The following is a 17,404-nucleotide window of genomic DNA, read 5'->3' as shown; positions in this document are numbered from 1 at the left end:
CCTGATAAAACTTATACAGTTTCAACAGATACATAACGACGGCCAAATTGACCTTTAACTTCGAATTTGATCACGCCATCAGCGGTAGCAAATAAAGTATGGTCACGACCCATACCAACGTTAGCACCAGCGTGGAACTCTGTACCACGTTGACGAACGATAATGTTACCAGCAGTCACAGCTTGACCACCGAACATTTTAACACCTAACATTTTAGGATTTGAGTCACGACCGTTACGTGTCGAACCACCGGCTTTTTTAGTTGCCATGTCTATTTACTCCTCGTAATTAGCCTGAAATAGCTGTAATTTTCAACTCAGTGAACCATTGACGGTGACCTTGTTGTTTACGATAGTGTTTACGACGACGCATTTTGATGATGCGGATTTTGTCGTGACGACCATGGCTAACTACTTCAGCAGTTACTTTAGCACCAGCAACAACTGGAGCACCAATTTGAATGCTATCACCGTTCACTAACATTAATACGTCATCAAACGTAATAGTAGAACCAGTTTCAGCTTTCAATAATTCAACTTTAAGGGTTTCACCCTCAACAACACGGTGTTGTTTACCACCGCTTTGGATTACTGCGTACATAATGTACTCCAACAGGCCCGTGTCGTCGTGCCGATAAAGGAATATATCGATCTTAAAACGAACGCCACTGGGGGTTATTCAAGGGCAAGGATTTTAAGTGATAATGAAATAAACAACAAGGTCTTTTGTCTAAAAGTTAACTTTCATCCCGAAATATCTATTTCTTACATGAAAATAACAATTTGCTGATTGATTAAACTATATTTATTCACAAAATGAACTACTTCGAATATCAAATAACGTATCAAGTTTTATTGGTATTATGAAGATTAAATCACAAACATGAATAGAAACTGAACAACATTAAGAAAATCATGCATATTCATGTGGCAAAGCGACCAAAACTTTCACTTAAATTGTTACACTAGCTGAGTAACATCTACTGTTTGTATAAGGACTTCATTGTTATGGCCATCGATTTTAAGCAAGACATTCTCGCACCTGTTGCTACAGACTTTGCTGCGATGGACCAACTTATTAATGAAGGAATCAGCTCTAAAGTTGCTTTGGTGATGTCAGTCAGCAAACATGTGGTTGAGGCAGGTGGTAAACGCATGCGTCCTATTATGTGTTTATTGGCTGCTCGCGCTTGCGGTGAAACCAACCTAGAGCATGCCCAAAAGTTAGCTGCAATTATTGAAATGCTGCATACCGCTACACTGGTACATGATGATGTCGTAGATGAGTCTGGGTTACGCCGTGGTCGTCCTACAGCGAATGCAACATGGAATAACCAAACCGCTGTACTTGTTGGAGACTTCCTGATTTCTAGAGCGTTCGATTTGCTCGTAGATTTGAACAATATGGTGTTATTAAAAGACTTCTCAACAGGAACATGTGAAATTGCTGAAGGAGAAGTACTTCAACTGCAATCTCAACATCAACCTGAAACCACTGAAGCGACGTATTTAGATATTATTCACGGCAAAACATCTCGTTTGTTTGAATTGGCGACTGAAGGCGCTGCGATTCTTGCCAATCAACATCAATATCGTGAGGCACTCAGAAAATACGCAGGTCATTTCGGGAATGCATTTCAAATCATAGATGACATACTCGATTACACCTCTGACGCAGAAACACTTGGTAAAAATATTGGCGATGACTTAATGGAAGGTAAGCCAACACTGCCACTGATTGCTGCTCTACAAAAAACTTCTGGAGCAGAGCACGATATTATCCGTCGTAGCATCACTACAGGTGGTACTGAACATTTGGATCAAGTGATTCAGATTGTTCAAAACTCTGGTGCACTAGATTACTGTCGCGAACGTGCTGTTGAAGAAACTACAGCAGCTCGTGAGGCATTGTTACAACTGCCTGAAAGTATTTATCGTCAAGCGCTTGATAATTTGGCGCAATTAGCATTAGATCGAATCCAATAAACTTCAACTAAAAAAATTTGCGTATGCATATAAACTTTAATGATCTTTTTAAACAAATGCAGGAGCAACTTGCCCATCATCAAGCTGCTCCAGACGAAAACATACTCATTGAACTCGTTAATCGCATCCGTCCATCAGACAGTTATAACCTAGAAGAAATTAATCAAAAATTTCAGGCGTTGATACAAGCGTTATTAATTACGCCGACTGCTGCCACCACTTTTCAAGCCTATATCGTTCATCTGATCAATCGCTATAAACAAACCACTATTTATGCGGACAGTGGGATTCTTTCTCTAGATGGTTTTTGGAATCAGTTGGGTCAACGAATGGGAGCGCATGTTCTTCCCCTTTTGACCGATGAAACTGATCTAAAAGATTTAGTCTTCCGTGTCTTTCATTTACGTAGCGATAAATATTGGCTAGAAAATATTGAAGATCAGCAATGGATTCAGTTTTTTCAGATTGTCAATCAAAGTAATGGCAGCTTAGATGCAAAATTTGGCATCAAACGCGACATGATTAAAGCCATTACAGTTTTATCTTACCGTATCAGCGGTATTGGACTTTATCCTGAGTTTATTAATGCACAACCAGAACTGACTGAATATGAGTCACCTTTTTTGGTGCAGAATCGTGAAATCATTGAATTTATTGAGCTATACAAAAAACATTATAGTGAAGCTGATGATCTTACTGAAATGGTCGTACCCGACGCCAACCAGGCTTTGGTGATGATTGAGCAGTGTCGCGATGTTGTTTTAAAGATTCGTCGTGCTACGAAAAGAATTGGGGTGAGTTTAAGTCTCACTTATTTATTGTCTTTGCTTGAGCAATGTTTAGATCGTATTGAACTATTACTGAACTTATTGACTGAAACTGGAAAAGTTCAATACTTAGCACTAGCTGAGTTATGTCAAGATTTAGTTGCGGCTCACTATGAGGAGCGAAGTGTTCGAGAGCTTTTAAAAACAAACAGTGAATTAATCGCATTACAAGTCACTGAAAATGCCAGTAAAACAGGCGAACATTATGTAAGCACCAATAAAGCTGGTTTCTTCAGTATGTACAAATCAGCCGCAGGTGCAGGCGTCATTATCGCTATCATGGCGACCTTGAAGATTCTCACTGCGCGCATCGCCATGGCACCTATCATGCAAGCCTTCGCGTATAGCATGAACTATGCATTAGGTTTCATGTTGATCCATGTACTGCATTTTACCGTTGCAACCAAACAACCTGCTATGACTGCAGCTGCCCTAGCCGCGACAGTTCAACAAAAGAAAGGGTCTCGAACTGCACAAATTGCAGAACTTGCTGCACTGATTATCAATATTATCCGTACGCAGTTTGTCGCTATTCTCGGCAATATTTCCATTGCAATTCCGGTTGCAGCATTGATCACCATGATGTGGCCGTTGATTCTGGGTGAACAATTACTCAATCACAGTAAAGCAACATATTTACTTCATAGTTTGAATCCTTTTACATCCCTAGCAGTCCCACATGCAGCTATTGCAGGTGTATGTCTATTTTTATCTGGTTTGATCGCAGGTTACTTCGACAACATGGCAGTGTATCGTAAAGTCGGACCTCGCTTAAAAGCACATCATCGCTTAAAAAACTGGCTAGGTGCTGACAGACTGGAAAAGTTTGCAAACTATATTGAACGTAATTTAGGCGCACTAGCCGGGAATTTCCTGTTCGGAATCATGCTAGGCAGCATGGGGACAATTGGTTTTATTCTTGGTCTGCCTTTAGATATTCGCCATATTGCCTTTGCTTCAGCAAACTTTATGCAGGGCCTATTGAGTATCAATGGCACACCTGAAATAGGACTCATTATTGTTTCATTCCTTGGTGTATTATTAATTGGTTTGACCAACTTATTTGTCAGCTTTAGTCTCACTATTATTGTGGCATTACGCGCACGACGTGTTCGTTTTGAACAATGGAAACCTCTGGCAAAATTAGTATTTACTCACTTTGTTACACGACCAATGGACTTTTTCTGGCCCCCAAAACAACCTTTAGAGGTCGAAGATCCAATTTCACCAAAGAAATCTTCTCATTAGATATTTGTGTTATTTTTTGTGCTAAAAATAAGATGCACATTGTAATGAAATTACTATAAATTATGCTTTTACACTGACTTGAAAAAAAGTGTACTGGCGAGTACACTTTGACGCATTCATGCAATAAATGTATGCCACTATAATATAACTTAGGTTATTTTATATGCCTTACTTACTGATTTTAATAGGTTGTTTAGGAATAACGATAAGTAGTATAGGAATCTATATTCCAACGATACAACAGCTCGATCTCACTGCTGTTTCATGGATGAGTCAACACCGCAATCCCCTCATAGATGGAATTGCGGTTTTATTGTCTCATGTTGGCGGTTTACCGATCATGCTGATGTGCGTGGCAATTTGGACCTTACAGCAATGGCGATTAAAACAATATGCTAACTGTCTATTTATCTCACTTGGTCTCGTTGGTGGTGCCTGTCTTGGCTGGTTACTCAAATATGCTTTCGACCGACCTCGTCCAAATGCAATTTATCAAATCGTTGAAACTTATGGAGCCGCATTTCCAAGCGCACATAGTCTCTATGCAGCAGTGATTGCTGGTTTGATGATCATGATCTTTCGAAACCATCATCAAAGTAGAATCATTTTTGTCGCTGCCTGTATATGGTTTGTTGGCATGGGTTTTTCACGGGTTTATCTCGGTGCTCATTACCCGACAGATGTTGTTGCAGGTTGGAGTATTGCGTTGATATGGCTGACTATACTGTGGTTAGTCCTATCACAACGGATAGCAAAGCAAACAATTATTTTTAGAGAAAAATCTAACGAGGTGGAATAATGATGTCGGCAAAGCTTTGGGCCCCTGCCCTCACTGCTTGTGCTCTTGCAACAAGTATTGCACTTGTGGGTTGTAGCAAAGATCCAAAAGATGCAGAGCAAGCCGCTGCACAACAGCAAATGCCGCCAACTGAAGTTGGTGTCATCGTTGCTCAACCACAAAGTGTTGAACAAACTGTCGAGCTTTCGGGTCGAACTTCAGCCTATCAAATTTCTGAAGTACGTCCGCAAGCAAGCGGTGTGATTTTAAAGCGTCTGTTTGCTGAAGGTAGTTTTGTCCGTGAAGGACAACCTCTGTACGAAATTGATGCAAATACCAACCGTGCGAACTTAGACAGTGCAAAAGCAGCCTTAGTTCGTCAAAAAGCCAATCTCAATGCGCTTCAAGTTAAAGCTGACCGTTATCGCCAACTTGTCGGTATCAATGCTGTGTCTAAGCAAGAATTTGATGATCTACAAGCACAAGTTAAATTGGCACAAGCAGATGTTGCAGCTTCAGAAGCAGCAGTGAAAAATGCGCAGATTAACTTAGGTTATTCTACTGTTCGCTCACCAATTTCAGGGCAATCAGGTCGCTCTAGTGTGACTGCAGGTGCATTGGTAACGGCTAATCAACCTGAAGCATTGGTAACAATCCAACAGCTTGATCCAATCTATGTCGATATCAACCAATCAAGTGCTGAGCTTCTTCGTTTACGTCAACAGTTGAGTCAAGGCAGCATCGACCGCAGCAACAATACTAAAGTTCGTTTAAAACTTGAAGATGGCAGCATCTACCCTATTGAAGGTAATCTTGCATTCTCTGATGCAAGTGTAAATCCAGAAACAGGGACAGTTACCCTACGTGCTGTGTTCTCAAATCCGAACCAATTATTATTGCCAGGAATGTTCACTAATGCTCAAATTGTGCAAGGTGTAATTCCTAATGCGATTTTAGTGCCTCAAGCGGCTGTGACCCGTACACCAACAGGTCAAGCGACTGCGATGATCGTGAATGCGAAAGGTGCAGTTGAAGTACGTCCAATTGAGACTGCAGGTGTGCAAGGTAAAGATTGGATTGTGACCAAAGGTCTAAATACAGGTGACAAGGTCATTGTAGATGGTGTGGCGAAAGTTAAACCTGAACAACAAGTTGTAGCTAAACCTTATCAACCTCAAGCTGCAGCACCTCAAGCCGGCAAAGATGGTCAACAAGCAAAGCCAGCAGCTCAATCTGAACAAAAAGCTACTTCAAATGCATAAGGAGTAGACTGAATGGCTCACTTTTTTATCCATCGCCCAATTTTCGCTTGGGTGATTGCATTGGTCATCATGTTGGCGGGTATTTTATCCCTCACCAAGATGCCAATTGCGCAATACCCAACGATTGCACCACCAACGGTATCGATTTCTGCAACATATCCGGGTGCATCTGCTGAAACTGTAGAAAACACAGTAACGCAAATTATTGAACAACAAATGAATGGCTTGGATGGGTTGCGTTACATCTCATCTAACAGTGCAGGTAATGGACAAGCTTCCATTACACTAAACTTTGAACAAGGTATCGATCCTGATATTGCTCAGGTACAAGTTCAAAATAAACTTCAATCAGCGACTGCACTTTTGCCTGAAGACGTACAACGTCAAGGTTTAAAAGTTACCAAGTCTGGCGCAAGCTTCTTACAAGTTATTGCTTTCTATTCTGAGTCAGATGCATTAGATGCAAATGACATTAAAGACTATGTAAATTCAAATATCTCTGAACCACTTAGCCGTGTGACTGGTGTGGGTGAAGTGCAAGTATTTGGTGGTTCATATGCTATGCGAATTTGGATGGACCCATCCAAAATGGCCAACTTGCAAGTTACACCAAGTGATATTGCAAATGCATTAAGAACTCAGAATGCGCAAGTGGCGGTAGGTCAGTTAGGTGGTGCACCTTCTGTACAAGGTCAAGTTTTAAATGCGACTGTAACTGCTCAAAGTCTTTTACAAACACCTGAACAATTTTCAAATATTTTCCTTAAGAACTCACCAAATGGTGCACAAGTTCGTTTAGGTGATGTCGCTAAAATTGAATTAGGTGCAGATAATTATGCATTTGACTCTAAATTTAATGGTCAACCTGCAGGTGGTGTAGCGATTCGTTTGGCAACAGGTGCAAATGCATTAGATACAGCCCAAGCGATTGAAGATCGTTTAAAAGAATTACGTCCAAACTACCCAACAGGTATGGTGGACAAACTTGCTTTTGATACAACACCATTTATTGAGCTCTCAATTAAAAGTGTTGTGAAAACCTTAATTGAAGCGATTATCCTCGTATTCTTGGTCATGTTCTTGTTCTTACAAAACTGGCGTGCAACCATTATTCCAACAATGGCTGTTCCAGTGGTTGTATTGGGTACATTTGCCGTGATCAACATGTTCGGATTCTCGATCAACACATTAACCATGTTCGCAATGGTTCTCGCCATTGGTCTTTTGGTGGATGATGCGATTGTCGTCGTAGAAAACGTTGAACGTGTGATGGCAGAAGAGCATCTTGAGCCTGTGGAAGCGACTGAAAAGTCGATGGGACAGATCTCTGGTGCATTGATTGGTATTACCTCTGTCTTAACTGCAGTATTCGTACCTATGGCATTCATGGGGGGTACGACAGGTGTAATTTATCGTCAGTTCTCTATCACGCTCGTTACAGCAATGATTCTTTCATTGATTGTTGCATTAACCTTTACCCCTGCATTGTGTGCGACCATGTTGAAAAAACATGATGTCAACAAACCTCAAAGCAATAACATTTTTGCCCGTTTCTTCCGTTGGTTTAACAATGGTTTTGACAAAATTTCGGTGAAATATCAAAACGGCGTAAACCGTTTAACACATGCCAAGCTATTTGCAGGATTGGTCTATGGTGTTGTGATTGCTGTGATGGGCTGGTTATTTGTCAACCTTCCTTCTTCATTCTTACCAGATGAAGACCAAGGTGTGGTGATGACTCTCGTTCAGCTTCCACCGAATGCAACGCTTGAACGAACAGGTAAAACAATTGATCAAATGACAGGCTTCTTCCTCAATAACGAGAAAGAACATGTTGAATCTGTATTTAGTGTTGCTGGTTTCTCGTTCACGGGTATTGGTCAAAATGCGGGTCTTGCCTTCATTAAGTTGAAAGACTGGAAAGACCGTACCTCTCCTGAATCTCAGGTCGGTGCCATTATCCAACGTGGTATGGCACTGAATATGATTGTGAAAGATGCCAGCTATATCATGCCTCTTCAACTTCCAGCAATGCCGGAGTTGGGCGTGAGTGCAGGCTTTAACCTACAGTTAAAAGCAGCTGCAGGTCAAAGTCACGAGCAATTATTAGCAGCACGTAATGCTGTACTCGGCTTAGCTTCTCAAGATCAGCGTTTAACAGGTGTTCGTCCTAACGGACAAGAAGATACGCCTCAATATCGTGTCATCGTCGATCATGCTCAAGCAGGTGCTATGGGAGTCAGCATTGCTGAAATCAATAGTACGATGGGTATGGCATGGGGTGGTTCATACATTAATGACTTCATCGATCGTGGTCGTGTGAAAAAAGTGTATGTCCAAGGTGAAGCGAGCTCTCGTATGATGCCTGAAGACTTAGACAAGTGGTATGTCCGCAATAACCAAGGTACGATGGTTCCATTCTCAGCGTTCGCAACAGGCGAATGGACTTATGGTTCACCACGTTTAGAGCGTTATAACGGCGTTTCTTCCATGAACATCACAGGTACTCCAGCTCCAGGTGTGAGTTCGGGTGATGCAATGGCCGCGGTTGAAGAAATCATTGCAAAGCTTCCTTCAATGGGCTTACAAGGCTTCGATTACGAATGGACAGGTTTATCTCTCGAAGAACGTGAGTCTGGCGCACAAGCACCATTCCTTTATGCTCTTTCGTTATTGATTGTCTTCCTCTGCTTGGCAGCCTTATATGAAAGTTGGTCTATCCCATTCTCTGTACTCATGGTTGTGCCATTGGGTATTGTTGGTGCACTTGCCTTAACATTCTTGGGAATGATTATTTTGAAAGATCCAAACCTTTCAAATAACATCTACTTCCAAGTGGCGATTATTGCCGTGATTGGTTTGTCCGCGAAGAATGCGATCTTGATTGTAGAATTTGCGAAAGAGCTTCAAGATCAAGGTGAAGAACTCTTCGAAGCAACCTTACATGCCGCGAAAATGCGTTTACGTCCAATCATTATGACCACATTGGCTTTCGGTTTTGGTGTTCTTCCACTAGCTCTCGCTTCTGGCGCAGGTGCAGGAAGTCAACATTCCGTGGGTTATGGTGTACTTGGTGGTGTAATCAGCTCAACACTTTTAGGGATCTTCTTTATTCCAGTGTTCTATGTATGGATCCGAAGTATCTTTAAAACAAAACCAAAACAAAATAAACAGGAGCAAATTTCGTGATGCAAAACGTATGGTCTATTACAGGTCGTAGCATTGCGGTATCTGCAATTGCGCTTGCTTTGACAGCATGTCAAAGCATGCGTGGTCCAGAACCGGTCACTCAAGCCAATATTCCAGGAAGTTATCTTGGCAATGCTTCTGGTCCATCTATTGCGGAGCAAGGTTATAAAGATTTTTTTGTAGATCAACGCTTAATCCAAGTTTTGGATTTAGCCTTGGCAAATAACCGTGATCTTCGTAAAGCGACGCTAAATATCGAATTAGCACGTCAACAATTTCAAATCAGCCAAAACAATCAATTGCCTACGATTGGTGCAAGTGGTGGTGTTTTACGACAAGACACGGTCAATTCGCCAAGCCCAGTAACAACCTATAATGTAGGTTTAGGTTTAACGGCTTATGAAATTGATTTTTGGGGTCGTGTTAGAAGCTTGAAAGACAATGCCCTAGACACTTATCTTTCAACTGCAAGCGCACGTGATGCCACTCAAATTGCCTTGATTAGCCAAACAGCTCAAGCTTGGTTGGCTTACTCATATGCGCAAGCGAATCTTAAGCTCGCTGAACAGACGCTGAAAGCTCAACTTGAATCTTACAATCTCAACAAAAAACGTTTTGATGTGGGAATCGACAGTGAAGTTCCGCTTCGTCAGGCTCAAGTTTCTGTTGAAACGGCACGTGGCGATGTTGCTGAATACAAGACTCAAATTGCACAAGCGGTTAATGCGTTAAACCTCCTTGTAGGTCAACCACTACCTGACAATTTATTGCCTAAAGAGAGAATCACACGTGTGACATCAACCACTGCTTTTGCGGCTGGTTTGCCAAGTGATCTACTCAACAACCGTCCAGATGTTAAAGCGGCTGAATATCAGCTGAGTGCGGCTGGTGCGAATATCGGTGCTGCAAAAGCGCGTTTATTCCCAACCATTAGCCTCACAGGTTCAGCAGGTTATGCATCAACAGACTTAAGTGATTTATTTAAGTCTGGCGCTTTTGTTTGGTCTGTTGGTCCTAGTCTAGATATTCCAATCTTTGACTGGGGTACACGTCGTGCCAATATTAAAGTCTCTGAAACACAGCAACAGATTGCATTGTCTGATTATGAAAAATCAATTCAATCTGCGTTCCGTGAAGTGAATGATGCTTTGGCAGTGCGTCAAAATATCGGTGAACGTTTAACTGCACAACGCCGTTTAGTTGATGCGACCAATACAACCTACAAACTCTCAAATGCCCGCTTCCGCGCTGGTATTGACAGTTTCTTAACTGTATTAGATGCGCAACGTACATCGTATAGTGCTGAGCAAGGTTTATTGCTGCTTGAACAAGCGAACCTTAACAACCAAATCGAGCTCTATAAATCACTCGGTGGTGGCTTAAAAACTAATACTACGGATCAAGTGATTTATCAGCCTTCAAGCTCAGATTTAAAATACGACAAGAAGTAATTTTTTGTTTAAACAAAGCTCACTTCGGTGGGCTTTTTTATTGTCCCAAATACTGATATTTTGTCATTAATTATCCTTTTTATAACGACTTCAATCACATGCTGTTAAGTAATTTAGAATCTGTACCTGGTCATCAAATTCAACAACAATTTGACGTGGTATATGGTAGTACCGTCAGAAGTAAACACGTTGGACGTGATTTACTCGCAGGACTTAAGAATATCGTCGGTGGAGAACTTACCGCATACACGGAATTACTTGAAGAGTCTCGTCAAGAAGCAATGAACCGTATGATTGATAAAGCGCGTGGCTTAGGGGCGAATGCGATTGTCGGAATTCGTTTCTCGACTTCCAATATTACCCAAGGTGCTTCCGAATTATTTGTTTATGGCACAGCTGTGTATGTCACACCGAATGCACCTAAAATTCCTGATCCATTCACCTCTTAAGGATTCGTTATGGATGGTATCATTTTTCAGGTGGTTATCTTTCTCATCCTATTTTGTATTGGATTTGGATTTGGTCGCTATAATGAACAAAAGCATCTTAAGCAACTTGATGAACAAGAAGCGCGCTTAGCTTATATCAAGTTAGATAGTCAGCGTTTTAAAACTTCTGAAAACCATGGACAAATGATCAGCAGTAATGTTGTGATTTCGCATGATTATTTTAAGTTTGTACTTGCGCAAATCCAAAATTTCTTTGGTGGACGCTTACGCAGTTATGAAAGTATTGTTGAACGTGCAAGACGTGAAGCTATTGTTAGACTTAAACTTGAAGCTGAAAAAATGGGCGCAACTGAAATCTTAGGGTTAAGACTCAGCACCACAGATTTAGGACTTCAAGGTGGAATGGTTGAAGTATTCGCTTACGGAACTGCTATACAAAAGAGAGACTAAAAGTCTCTCTTTTTCTTTACAGGTATGTAGTAGTCACTCAAGCCCTATACTTTATTTGAGGAGTCTTCAAACCCCTTATCGCTCGCATGATCATTGAGATAGAAAACCAGACATAGTTGATAAAATTTTTCTTATCGATACGCGGGTCACGATCATTAAAAATTACTTTACTTTCATTTTTCGGATCATTCGATACAGTATTGCTGGTGATAACCGTGAAATAAAGACGCCTAATTTTTCTTTTGCCCCACCCACGACAATATACTCATCCCCTTTCAATAATGCCTGTACGGTTTGTGTAGCAAATTCCTCTGCTTCTAAACCATTTTCAATAGCCTCATCTTGATAACCTTGGGGCTTTCCTTCACCGTTTAAAGCGTTAAAGGATACATTGGTTTTCACGAATCCCGGGAAAATTACCGAGACACCCACACCATCTTGCGCAACTTCAGCACGTAAGCTATTCGCCCACATATGAATCGCACCTTTGGCTGCCGAATAAGTCGCACGATATTGTGTGCCCAATAACCCAGCGACACTTGAGATAAAGGCAATTCGTCCTGACTTTTGTTGCTGAAAAGTCGGTAAAACCGTTTTGGTTAAAAAGACTTGAGAGAAATAGTCAACTTCCATGATCGCACGTTCAGTTTGCATGGTCGTGTCTTTAATTAATGCACGTTGTGATAGACCTGCATTATTGATTAACCAATCAATACGTCCCTTTTGTTGGAGAACTTGTTCATAAGCATGACGAACTTGTGATTCATCTGTGATATCCGCTTTAATGGAAATATGTCGTTCTGGGTGTGCCAAAGACTGTCTTACCGTTTCCAGCTCTTCAAAACGACGAGCCGTCAATATAACCTGTGCCCCTAAGCTGGCACATTCAGCAGCCAATGCTTTACCAAGACCCGATGATGCACCTGTAATCCACACCACTTTCTGATCAAGCTGTTCCAACTTTGCCATTCCCTTTATCCTTATGGTTTAAGCATTTAATTTTGCTTTTTGCTGTCCTTCATTATCAAGAAAAACCAAAAAATGGTCAAAGTACTTCACGATACTTTGTGCATCATGAATTTTGCTTAAATTTTCAAATCGCTTATACCCTAATCCTGTGGTCAAACTGATCACACCATTTAAGGTTTTATCCACCACCATATTAAATTTCAGCATTTTTTTAGGTTCACGAATTAAGCTCGTAACGCCTTGATCAACCACTTTAGTGAAGGCTTTTAAGCCGGGAGCAACATATTGATTTTGACCTTCACGCATACGTTCTGCACAGCCCAGTAACTCATTCACAATAACTTTTTCAACTGGGTATGAAATATAGTATTTTCCATCTTGTTCATACATCAAACTTTGTACATGATTCACCATAGGCATTAAGCGATCATTACCAAAAAATGATACCGACCAAGGCATGTATTTCAAGATTGCATCTTGCACTTGTTTCAATACTTTTGCTGAATCTTGATCCTTTGCATTAGAATCTTTGACCAGTGTGCCAAAGGCTTGATCAATAATCTCACAAGCAATTTTGGACAGATTATCTCCAAGAATTTTAGCTTGCGCTTCACGATCTCCTGCATTGAGTTTTTGGTGAATGGTTTGATATTGCTGATAAGTTTCAGGTTGTAAGCGCAAAGAAATAGTATAGGTCATGCGATTGTTATCCTTTATTGTCAGGCCGATTCCGCGAGTTGACGCTGGCTTTAGTGTTATTCAAAATCAATTACTGTTCGATTGTGTGTGATTTGAAACGAGAATGCATTTGCTTAACGTGCCTCTCCATGCATTTTTTTTGCTACAATAGATGCAATTTTTTATCTACTTTTGATCTGTTCGAACTATGACTGATTCAGCGCAAAATATTGCTACAACCTACGATCCGACCGAGATCGAGAAAAAATGGTACCAAACTTGGGAAGAACGCGGTTACTTTAAGCCGTCTGAAAAAGGCGAGTCTTTCTGTATCATGATTCCGCCACCAAACGTCACTGGTAGCTTGCACATGGGTCATGGTTTTAACAATGCCATCATGGACGCTTTGACACGTCATAAGCGTATGTCAGGTTTTAACACGCTTTGGCAACCAGGTACTGACCATGCGGGTATCGCAACGCAAATGGTTGTAGAGCGTCAGTTAGGTGCGCAAGGCGTAAGCCGTCATGACTTGGGTCGTGATAAATTCATCGAAAAAGTATGGGAATGGAAAGAACAATCTGGCGGTAATATTACCCGTCAAATTCGTCGTTTAGGTTCGTCTGTTGATTGGTCACGTGAACGCTTTACCATGGATGAAGGTTTATCAAATGCTGTGAAAGAAGTGTTTGTAAAACTTCACGAAGATGGTTTGATCTACCGTGGTAAACGCCTTGTTAACTGGGATCCTAAATTACAAACTGCCCTTTCTGACCTTGAAGTTGAGTCTGATAAAGAAGAACAAGGTTCATTGTGGCACTTCAAATACTTCTTTGAAGATAAGTCACTTCGCACGCACGATGGTAAAGATCATATCGTTGTGGCAACGACTCGTCCTGAAACATTATTAGGTGATACAGCGGTTGCTGTTGCGCTTGATGATGAACGCTATGCAGCTTTAGTTGGTAAGAACATTATCCTACCGATTACAGGTCGTGCTGTTCCAATCGTTAAAGATGAATATGTTGACAAAGAATTCGGTACAGGCTGTGTAAAAATCACCCCTGCACATGACTTCAATGACTATGAAGTAGGTAAACGTTGCGAATTGCCAATCATCAACATCTTCAACAAAAATGCTGAAGTGTTGGCTGAGTTTGAATATATCGCAAAAGCGGGCGAGCAAATTTCTAAAACCATTCCTGCACCTGCGGACTATATTGGTTTAGAGCGTTTTGAAGCGCGTAAAAAGTTAGTAGAGCAAGCGGAAGCTGAAGGCTGGTTAGACCAAATTCAACCGTACACATTGAAGCCACCTCGCGGTGACCGTTCAGGTGTAATCGTTGAGCCGTTATTAACAGACCAATGGTACGTGAAGATTGCACCGCTTGCTGAACCTGCAATCAAAGCCGTAAAAGATGGCCGTATCAAGTTCGTACCTGAGCAGTACAGCAACATGTACATGGCTTGGATGAACAACATTCAAGATTGGTGTATCTCTCGTCAATTGTGGTGGGGTCACCGTATCCCTGCTTGGTACGATGCGGAAGGCAATGTTTACGTTGGTCGCAATGAAGCTGAAGTTCGTGAGAAAAACAACATTCCTGCCGATGTTCAATTAGATCAAGATGAAGATGTACTTGATACATGGTTCTCATCGGGTCTTTGGACATTCTCAACTTTAGGTTGGACAGGTGACGAAGCGAAAGATAAAGAAAACTATTTCTTAAATACCTTCCACCCTACTGATGTATTGGTGACTGGTTTTGACATCATCTTCTTCTGGGTTGCTCGTATGATTATGCTTACGATGCACTTCATGAAAAATGAAGATGGTACGCCACAAGTGCCGTTCAAAACTGTGTATGTACACGGTTTGGTACGTGATGGCGAAGGTCAGAAAATGTCTAAATCTAAGGGCAACGTGCTTGACCCACTAGATTTGATTGACGGTGTTGATCTTGAAACTTTAGTACAAAAACGTACAACAGGTTTGATGAACCCGAAACAAGCAGCGAAGATTGAAAAATCAACCCGTAAAGAATTCCCAGAAGGTATTCAATCTTACGGTACAGACGCAGTTCGTTTCACATTCTGTGCGCTTGCAAACACGGGTCGTGACATTAAATTCGACATGAAACGTGTTGAAGGTTACCGTAACTTTGCGAATAAAATCTGGAACGCTACCCGTTTCGTGATGATGAACTGTGAAGAGCAAGTGATTGGTCAAGAGGTGCGTCAAGACCTTTGGGAATTGCCTGAACAGTGGATTGTGAGCCGTCTACAAAAAGCGGAACAAGCGGTACAAACGGCATTTGATACGTATCGTTTAGACTTGGCTGCACAAGCGATTTACGAGTTCATTTGGAATGAATACTGTGACTGGTATGTAGAACTGACTAAGCCTGTTCTCAATGATGAAAATGTATCGGTTGAGCGTAAAGCTGAAGTGCGTCGTGTTCTTCTTTCTGTGATGGAAGCATCTTTACGTTTGGCACATCCATTAATGCCTTACTTAACAGAAGAAATTTGGCAAACGCTTGCGCCGAAGTTAAATATTTCTGGCGAAACGATTATGCTGGCGCAGTACCCTGTTGCTGACCAAGCGTTAATTAATGAACAAGCTGAAGCTGATATGCAATGGCTTCAAGGTTTGATTGGTGCGGTACGTAATATCCGTGGTGAGATGGGCTTAGGTAATGCTCGCTTGTTGCCTGTTCTGCTTCAAAACACGACGGATAGCGAGAAAGCGCAAATCGCACGTATTGAACCGTTGTTTAAAGCATTGGCTAAAGTTGAAAGCATTACCTTCCTAAGCGATGCTGAACAACCGCCATTGTCATCTTCTTCTGTTGTAGGTCATGTGTCTGTATTCGTTCCAATGAAGGGCTTAATTGACCCTAAAGCGGAATTGGGTCGTTTGCAAAAAGACTTAGACAAGGTTCAAAAACAGCATGACCAAATTGCCAACAAACTTTCTAACGAAGGTTTTGTGGCAAAAGCACCTGCGGCTGTGGTTGAAGGCGAGAAAGTGAAACTTGCTGAGTTCGCTGATCAATTAGCGAAGATTAAAGCGAATATGGAGCAAATTGCAGCGCTTTAATTTAAAGCTTGCGATTTAATCTTAAAAAAGGGAAGCTCTATGTAGCTTCCCTTTTTCATTAAAATAAATGAGATAACGATGAAGATGATTGAAGAATTAAAACAACATTGTTTAAAACAAGGCTTACGAATCAATGAGCCTGCAACTCAGCTAAAGATGGATCGTTTTGAACAAACTTATCAAGTTCGATTACCTGAAATTTTAAAAGCATATTTTTTATTTTTTAATGGGACAGGAGAAGGAAATTTAGGTGATGAAGGATTTTCATTTTTTAGCTTGGAAGAATTTAAGCCTGTTCAGATTTTCAAAGGTTTAGAAGATTTCCCTTATCCTAACTATTTCGTTTTTTCTGAGTATTTACTTTGGATATCTGCCTACGCTATTCAACTCGATGAAACTGGTAATGATTTAGGGATATATGAAGTTTGTAATTCTCAACAAAAAGTATGTGATCGTTTTGAGGATTTCTTAAAAGAAGTGATGCAAAATAAAGGAATCATTTAAATTGTATTATTCGACTATAAAGTGCTGAATTCTCTGACCAAAATTAAAGCGAATATGGAGCAGATTGCAGCGCTTTAATGCTGTAATTTGATTCAAAAAACCCCCTCTTAGTGAGGGGGTTTTATTTATAATAACAATTAATTACGTCTTAAGAATTTCATAACATGAAAACAAGCTTGGGAAGATTAACATTAGAAAAAATTAAAGCTTTAACAGAGAATTCTACTTTAGCTCAGACTGCTAAATTCTCTGATAACTCTGCAATAGCACAAGCCTCTAAACTTTACGAAAATTCAGCAATGGCCCAAGCTTCTAAGGTTTATGAAATTTCAGCAATGGCTCAGGCTTCTAAGCTTTACGAAAATTCAGCAATAACTCTAGCTTCTAAGGTTTATGAAATTTCAGCAATGGCTCAGGCTTCTGAGCTTTACGAAAATTCAGCAATAACTCTAGCTTCTAAGGTTTATGAAATTTCAGCAATGGCTCAGGCTTCTGAGCTTTACGAAAATTC

The 17,404-nt window shown here is 40.9% G+C and carries 15 protein-coding genes; 11 read left to right on the top strand and 4 right to left on the bottom strand.

All coding sequences use genetic code 11. From position 1 onward, the window contains the following. Nucleotides 1–11 precede the first annotated feature (11 nt). Together rpmA and rplU are read right to left on the bottom strand one after the other, a co-directional pair. Entirely contained in the window at nucleotides 12–269 is a 258-nt protein-coding gene (rpmA, locus tag AC1M9L_RS07380; RefSeq protein WP_035267862.1) for a 50S ribosomal protein L27, read from the bottom strand. Nucleotides 270–288: 19 nt separating this feature from the next. Continuing rightward, a complete protein-coding gene (gene rplU, locus AC1M9L_RS07375; protein ID WP_035267860.1) occupies nucleotides 289–600 on the bottom strand; it encodes a 50S ribosomal protein L21 in 312 nt (103 codons plus the stop codon). Nucleotides 601–1,007: 407 nt separating this feature from the next. Here rplU and sdsA point away from each other — a divergent pair, with 407 nt between their 5' ends. The 8 genes from sdsA (at nucleotide 1,008) to AC1M9L_RS07335 (ending at nucleotide 11,639) form a co-directional block, all read left to right on the top strand. Further along, on the top strand, nucleotides 1,008–1,985 hold the full coding sequence (gene sdsA, locus AC1M9L_RS07370) for an All-trans-nonaprenyl-diphosphate synthase (protein WP_035267858.1): 978 nt from the start codon (nucleotides 1,008–1,010) through the stop codon (nucleotides 1,983–1,985). A 23-nt stretch (nucleotides 1,986–2,008) separates the two neighbouring features. After that, nucleotides 2,009–4,060, top strand: coding sequence for a site-specific recombinase (locus AC1M9L_RS07365; protein ID WP_481591767.1), 2,052 nt, complete (start codon nucleotides 2,009–2,011; stop codon nucleotides 4,058–4,060). 163 nt (nucleotides 4,061–4,223) lie between these two features. Next, nucleotides 4,224–4,859 (top strand): phosphatase PAP2 family protein, encoded by a 636-nt coding sequence (locus AC1M9L_RS07360; RefSeq protein ID WP_035267854.1) that lies wholly within the window; start codon nucleotides 4,224–4,226, stop codon nucleotides 4,857–4,859. Next, nucleotides 4,859–6,100: an efflux RND transporter periplasmic adaptor subunit gene (locus AC1M9L_RS07355; protein ID WP_035267853.1), complete on the top strand. Its 1,242-nt coding sequence runs from the start codon at nucleotides 4,859–4,861 to the stop codon at nucleotides 6,098–6,100. Before AC1M9L_RS07360 ends, AC1M9L_RS07355 begins: the two co-directional genes overlap by 1 nt. 12 nt (nucleotides 6,101–6,112) lie before the next feature. After that, nucleotides 6,113–9,289, top strand: coding sequence for an efflux RND transporter permease subunit (locus tag AC1M9L_RS07350; RefSeq protein WP_481591766.1), 3,177 nt, complete (start codon nucleotides 6,113–6,115; stop codon nucleotides 9,287–9,289). Continuing rightward, the gene (gene adeK, locus AC1M9L_RS07345) at nucleotides 9,289–10,740 is read left to right on the top strand and encodes a multidrug efflux RND transporter AdeIJK outer membrane channel subunit AdeK (RefSeq protein WP_035267849.1); all 1,452 of its coding nucleotides are present in this window, start codon (nucleotides 9,289–9,291) and stop codon (nucleotides 10,738–10,740) included. Before AC1M9L_RS07350 ends, adeK begins: the two co-directional genes overlap by 1 nt. A 98-nt stretch (nucleotides 10,741–10,838) precedes the next feature. Beyond that, the gene (locus AC1M9L_RS07340; RefSeq protein ID WP_092766864.1) at nucleotides 10,839–11,189 is read left to right on the top strand and encodes a YbjQ family protein; all 351 of its coding nucleotides are present in this window, start codon (nucleotides 10,839–10,841) and stop codon (nucleotides 11,187–11,189) included. A 9-nt stretch (nucleotides 11,190–11,198) separates the two neighbouring features. Continuing rightward, nucleotides 11,199–11,639, top strand: coding sequence for a YbjQ family protein (locus AC1M9L_RS07335; RefSeq protein WP_092766865.1), 441 nt, complete (start codon nucleotides 11,199–11,201; stop codon nucleotides 11,637–11,639). Between the two features lie 162 nt (nucleotides 11,640–11,801). On the opposite strand, the gene AC1M9L_RS07330 is transcribed toward AC1M9L_RS07335, so the two are convergent. Then, a complete protein-coding gene (locus AC1M9L_RS07330; RefSeq protein WP_481591765.1) occupies nucleotides 11,802–12,608 on the bottom strand; it encodes an SDR family NAD(P)-dependent oxidoreductase in 807 nt (268 codons plus the stop codon). A gap of 18 nt (nucleotides 12,609–12,626) precedes the next feature. Further along, nucleotides 12,627–13,307, bottom strand: a complete 681-nt coding sequence (locus AC1M9L_RS07325) for a hypothetical protein (RefSeq protein WP_481590626.1) — start codon at nucleotides 13,305–13,307, stop codon at nucleotides 12,627–12,629. Between the two features lie 187 nt (nucleotides 13,308–13,494). Here AC1M9L_RS07325 and AC1M9L_RS07320 point away from each other — a divergent pair, with 187 nt between their 5' ends. From AC1M9L_RS07320 to AC1M9L_RS07310, 3 genes are all read left to right on the top strand, one after another. After that, complete coding sequence (locus AC1M9L_RS07320; protein ID WP_481591764.1) at nucleotides 13,495–16,389, top strand: valine--tRNA ligase; 2,895 nt, start codon at nucleotides 13,495–13,497, stop codon at nucleotides 16,387–16,389. A 78-nt stretch (nucleotides 16,390–16,467) separates the two neighbouring features. Next, the gene (locus AC1M9L_RS07315; protein WP_481591763.1) at nucleotides 16,468–16,893 is read left to right on the top strand and encodes an SMI1/KNR4 family protein; all 426 of its coding nucleotides are present in this window, start codon (nucleotides 16,468–16,470) and stop codon (nucleotides 16,891–16,893) included. 164 nt (nucleotides 16,894–17,057) lie between these two features. Beyond that, the coding region (locus AC1M9L_RS07310) for a hypothetical protein (protein ID WP_481591762.1) at nucleotides 17,058–17,404 on the top strand (347 nt) is incomplete at its 3' end.

It is taken from the genome of Acinetobacter sp. ANC_7511 (genome assembly GCF_056779975.1).
This window is presented reverse-complemented; position numbering and strand designations above follow the sequence as displayed.

What these genes read in the sequence shown, in the direction of transcription:
- AC1M9L_RS07340 (WP_092766864.1), top strand. Translation starts at nt 10,839, where the DNA reads ATGCTGTTAAGTAATTTAGAATCTGTACCTGGTCATCAAATTCAACAA.
- rplU (WP_035267860.1), bottom strand. Translation starts at nt 600, where the DNA reads ATGTACGCAGTAATCCAAAGCGGTGGTAAACAACACCGTGTTGTTGAG.
- AC1M9L_RS07350 (WP_481591766.1), top strand. Translation starts at nt 6,113, where the DNA reads ATGGCTCACTTTTTTATCCATCGCCCAATTTTCGCTTGGGTGATTGCA.
- rpmA (WP_035267862.1), bottom strand. Translation starts at nt 269, where the DNA reads ATGGCAACTAAAAAAGCCGGTGGTTCGACACGTAACGGTCGTGACTCA.
- AC1M9L_RS07315 (WP_481591763.1), top strand. Translation starts at nt 16,468, where the DNA reads ATGAAGATGATTGAAGAATTAAAACAACATTGTTTAAAACAAGGCTTA.
- AC1M9L_RS07355 (WP_035267853.1), top strand. Translation starts at nt 4,859, where the DNA reads ATGATGTCGGCAAAGCTTTGGGCCCCTGCCCTCACTGCTTGTGCTCTT.
- AC1M9L_RS07335 (WP_092766865.1), top strand. Translation starts at nt 11,199, where the DNA reads ATGGATGGTATCATTTTTCAGGTGGTTATCTTTCTCATCCTATTTTGT.
- AC1M9L_RS07330 (WP_481591765.1), bottom strand. Translation starts at nt 12,608, where the DNA reads ATGGCAAAGTTGGAACAGCTTGATCAGAAAGTGGTGTGGATTACAGGT.
- AC1M9L_RS07320 (WP_481591764.1), top strand. Translation starts at nt 13,495, where the DNA reads ATGACTGATTCAGCGCAAAATATTGCTACAACCTACGATCCGACCGAG.
- adeK (WP_035267849.1), top strand. Translation starts at nt 9,289, where the DNA reads ATGCAAAACGTATGGTCTATTACAGGTCGTAGCATTGCGGTATCTGCA.
- AC1M9L_RS07365 (WP_481591767.1), top strand. Translation starts at nt 2,009, where the DNA reads ATGCATATAAACTTTAATGATCTTTTTAAACAAATGCAGGAGCAACTT.
- sdsA (WP_035267858.1), top strand. Translation starts at nt 1,008, where the DNA reads ATGGCCATCGATTTTAAGCAAGACATTCTCGCACCTGTTGCTACAGAC.
- AC1M9L_RS07360 (WP_035267854.1), top strand. Translation starts at nt 4,224, where the DNA reads ATGCCTTACTTACTGATTTTAATAGGTTGTTTAGGAATAACGATAAGT.
- AC1M9L_RS07325 (WP_481590626.1), bottom strand. Translation starts at nt 13,307, where the DNA reads ATGACCTATACTATTTCTTTGCGCTTACAACCTGAAACTTATCAGCAA.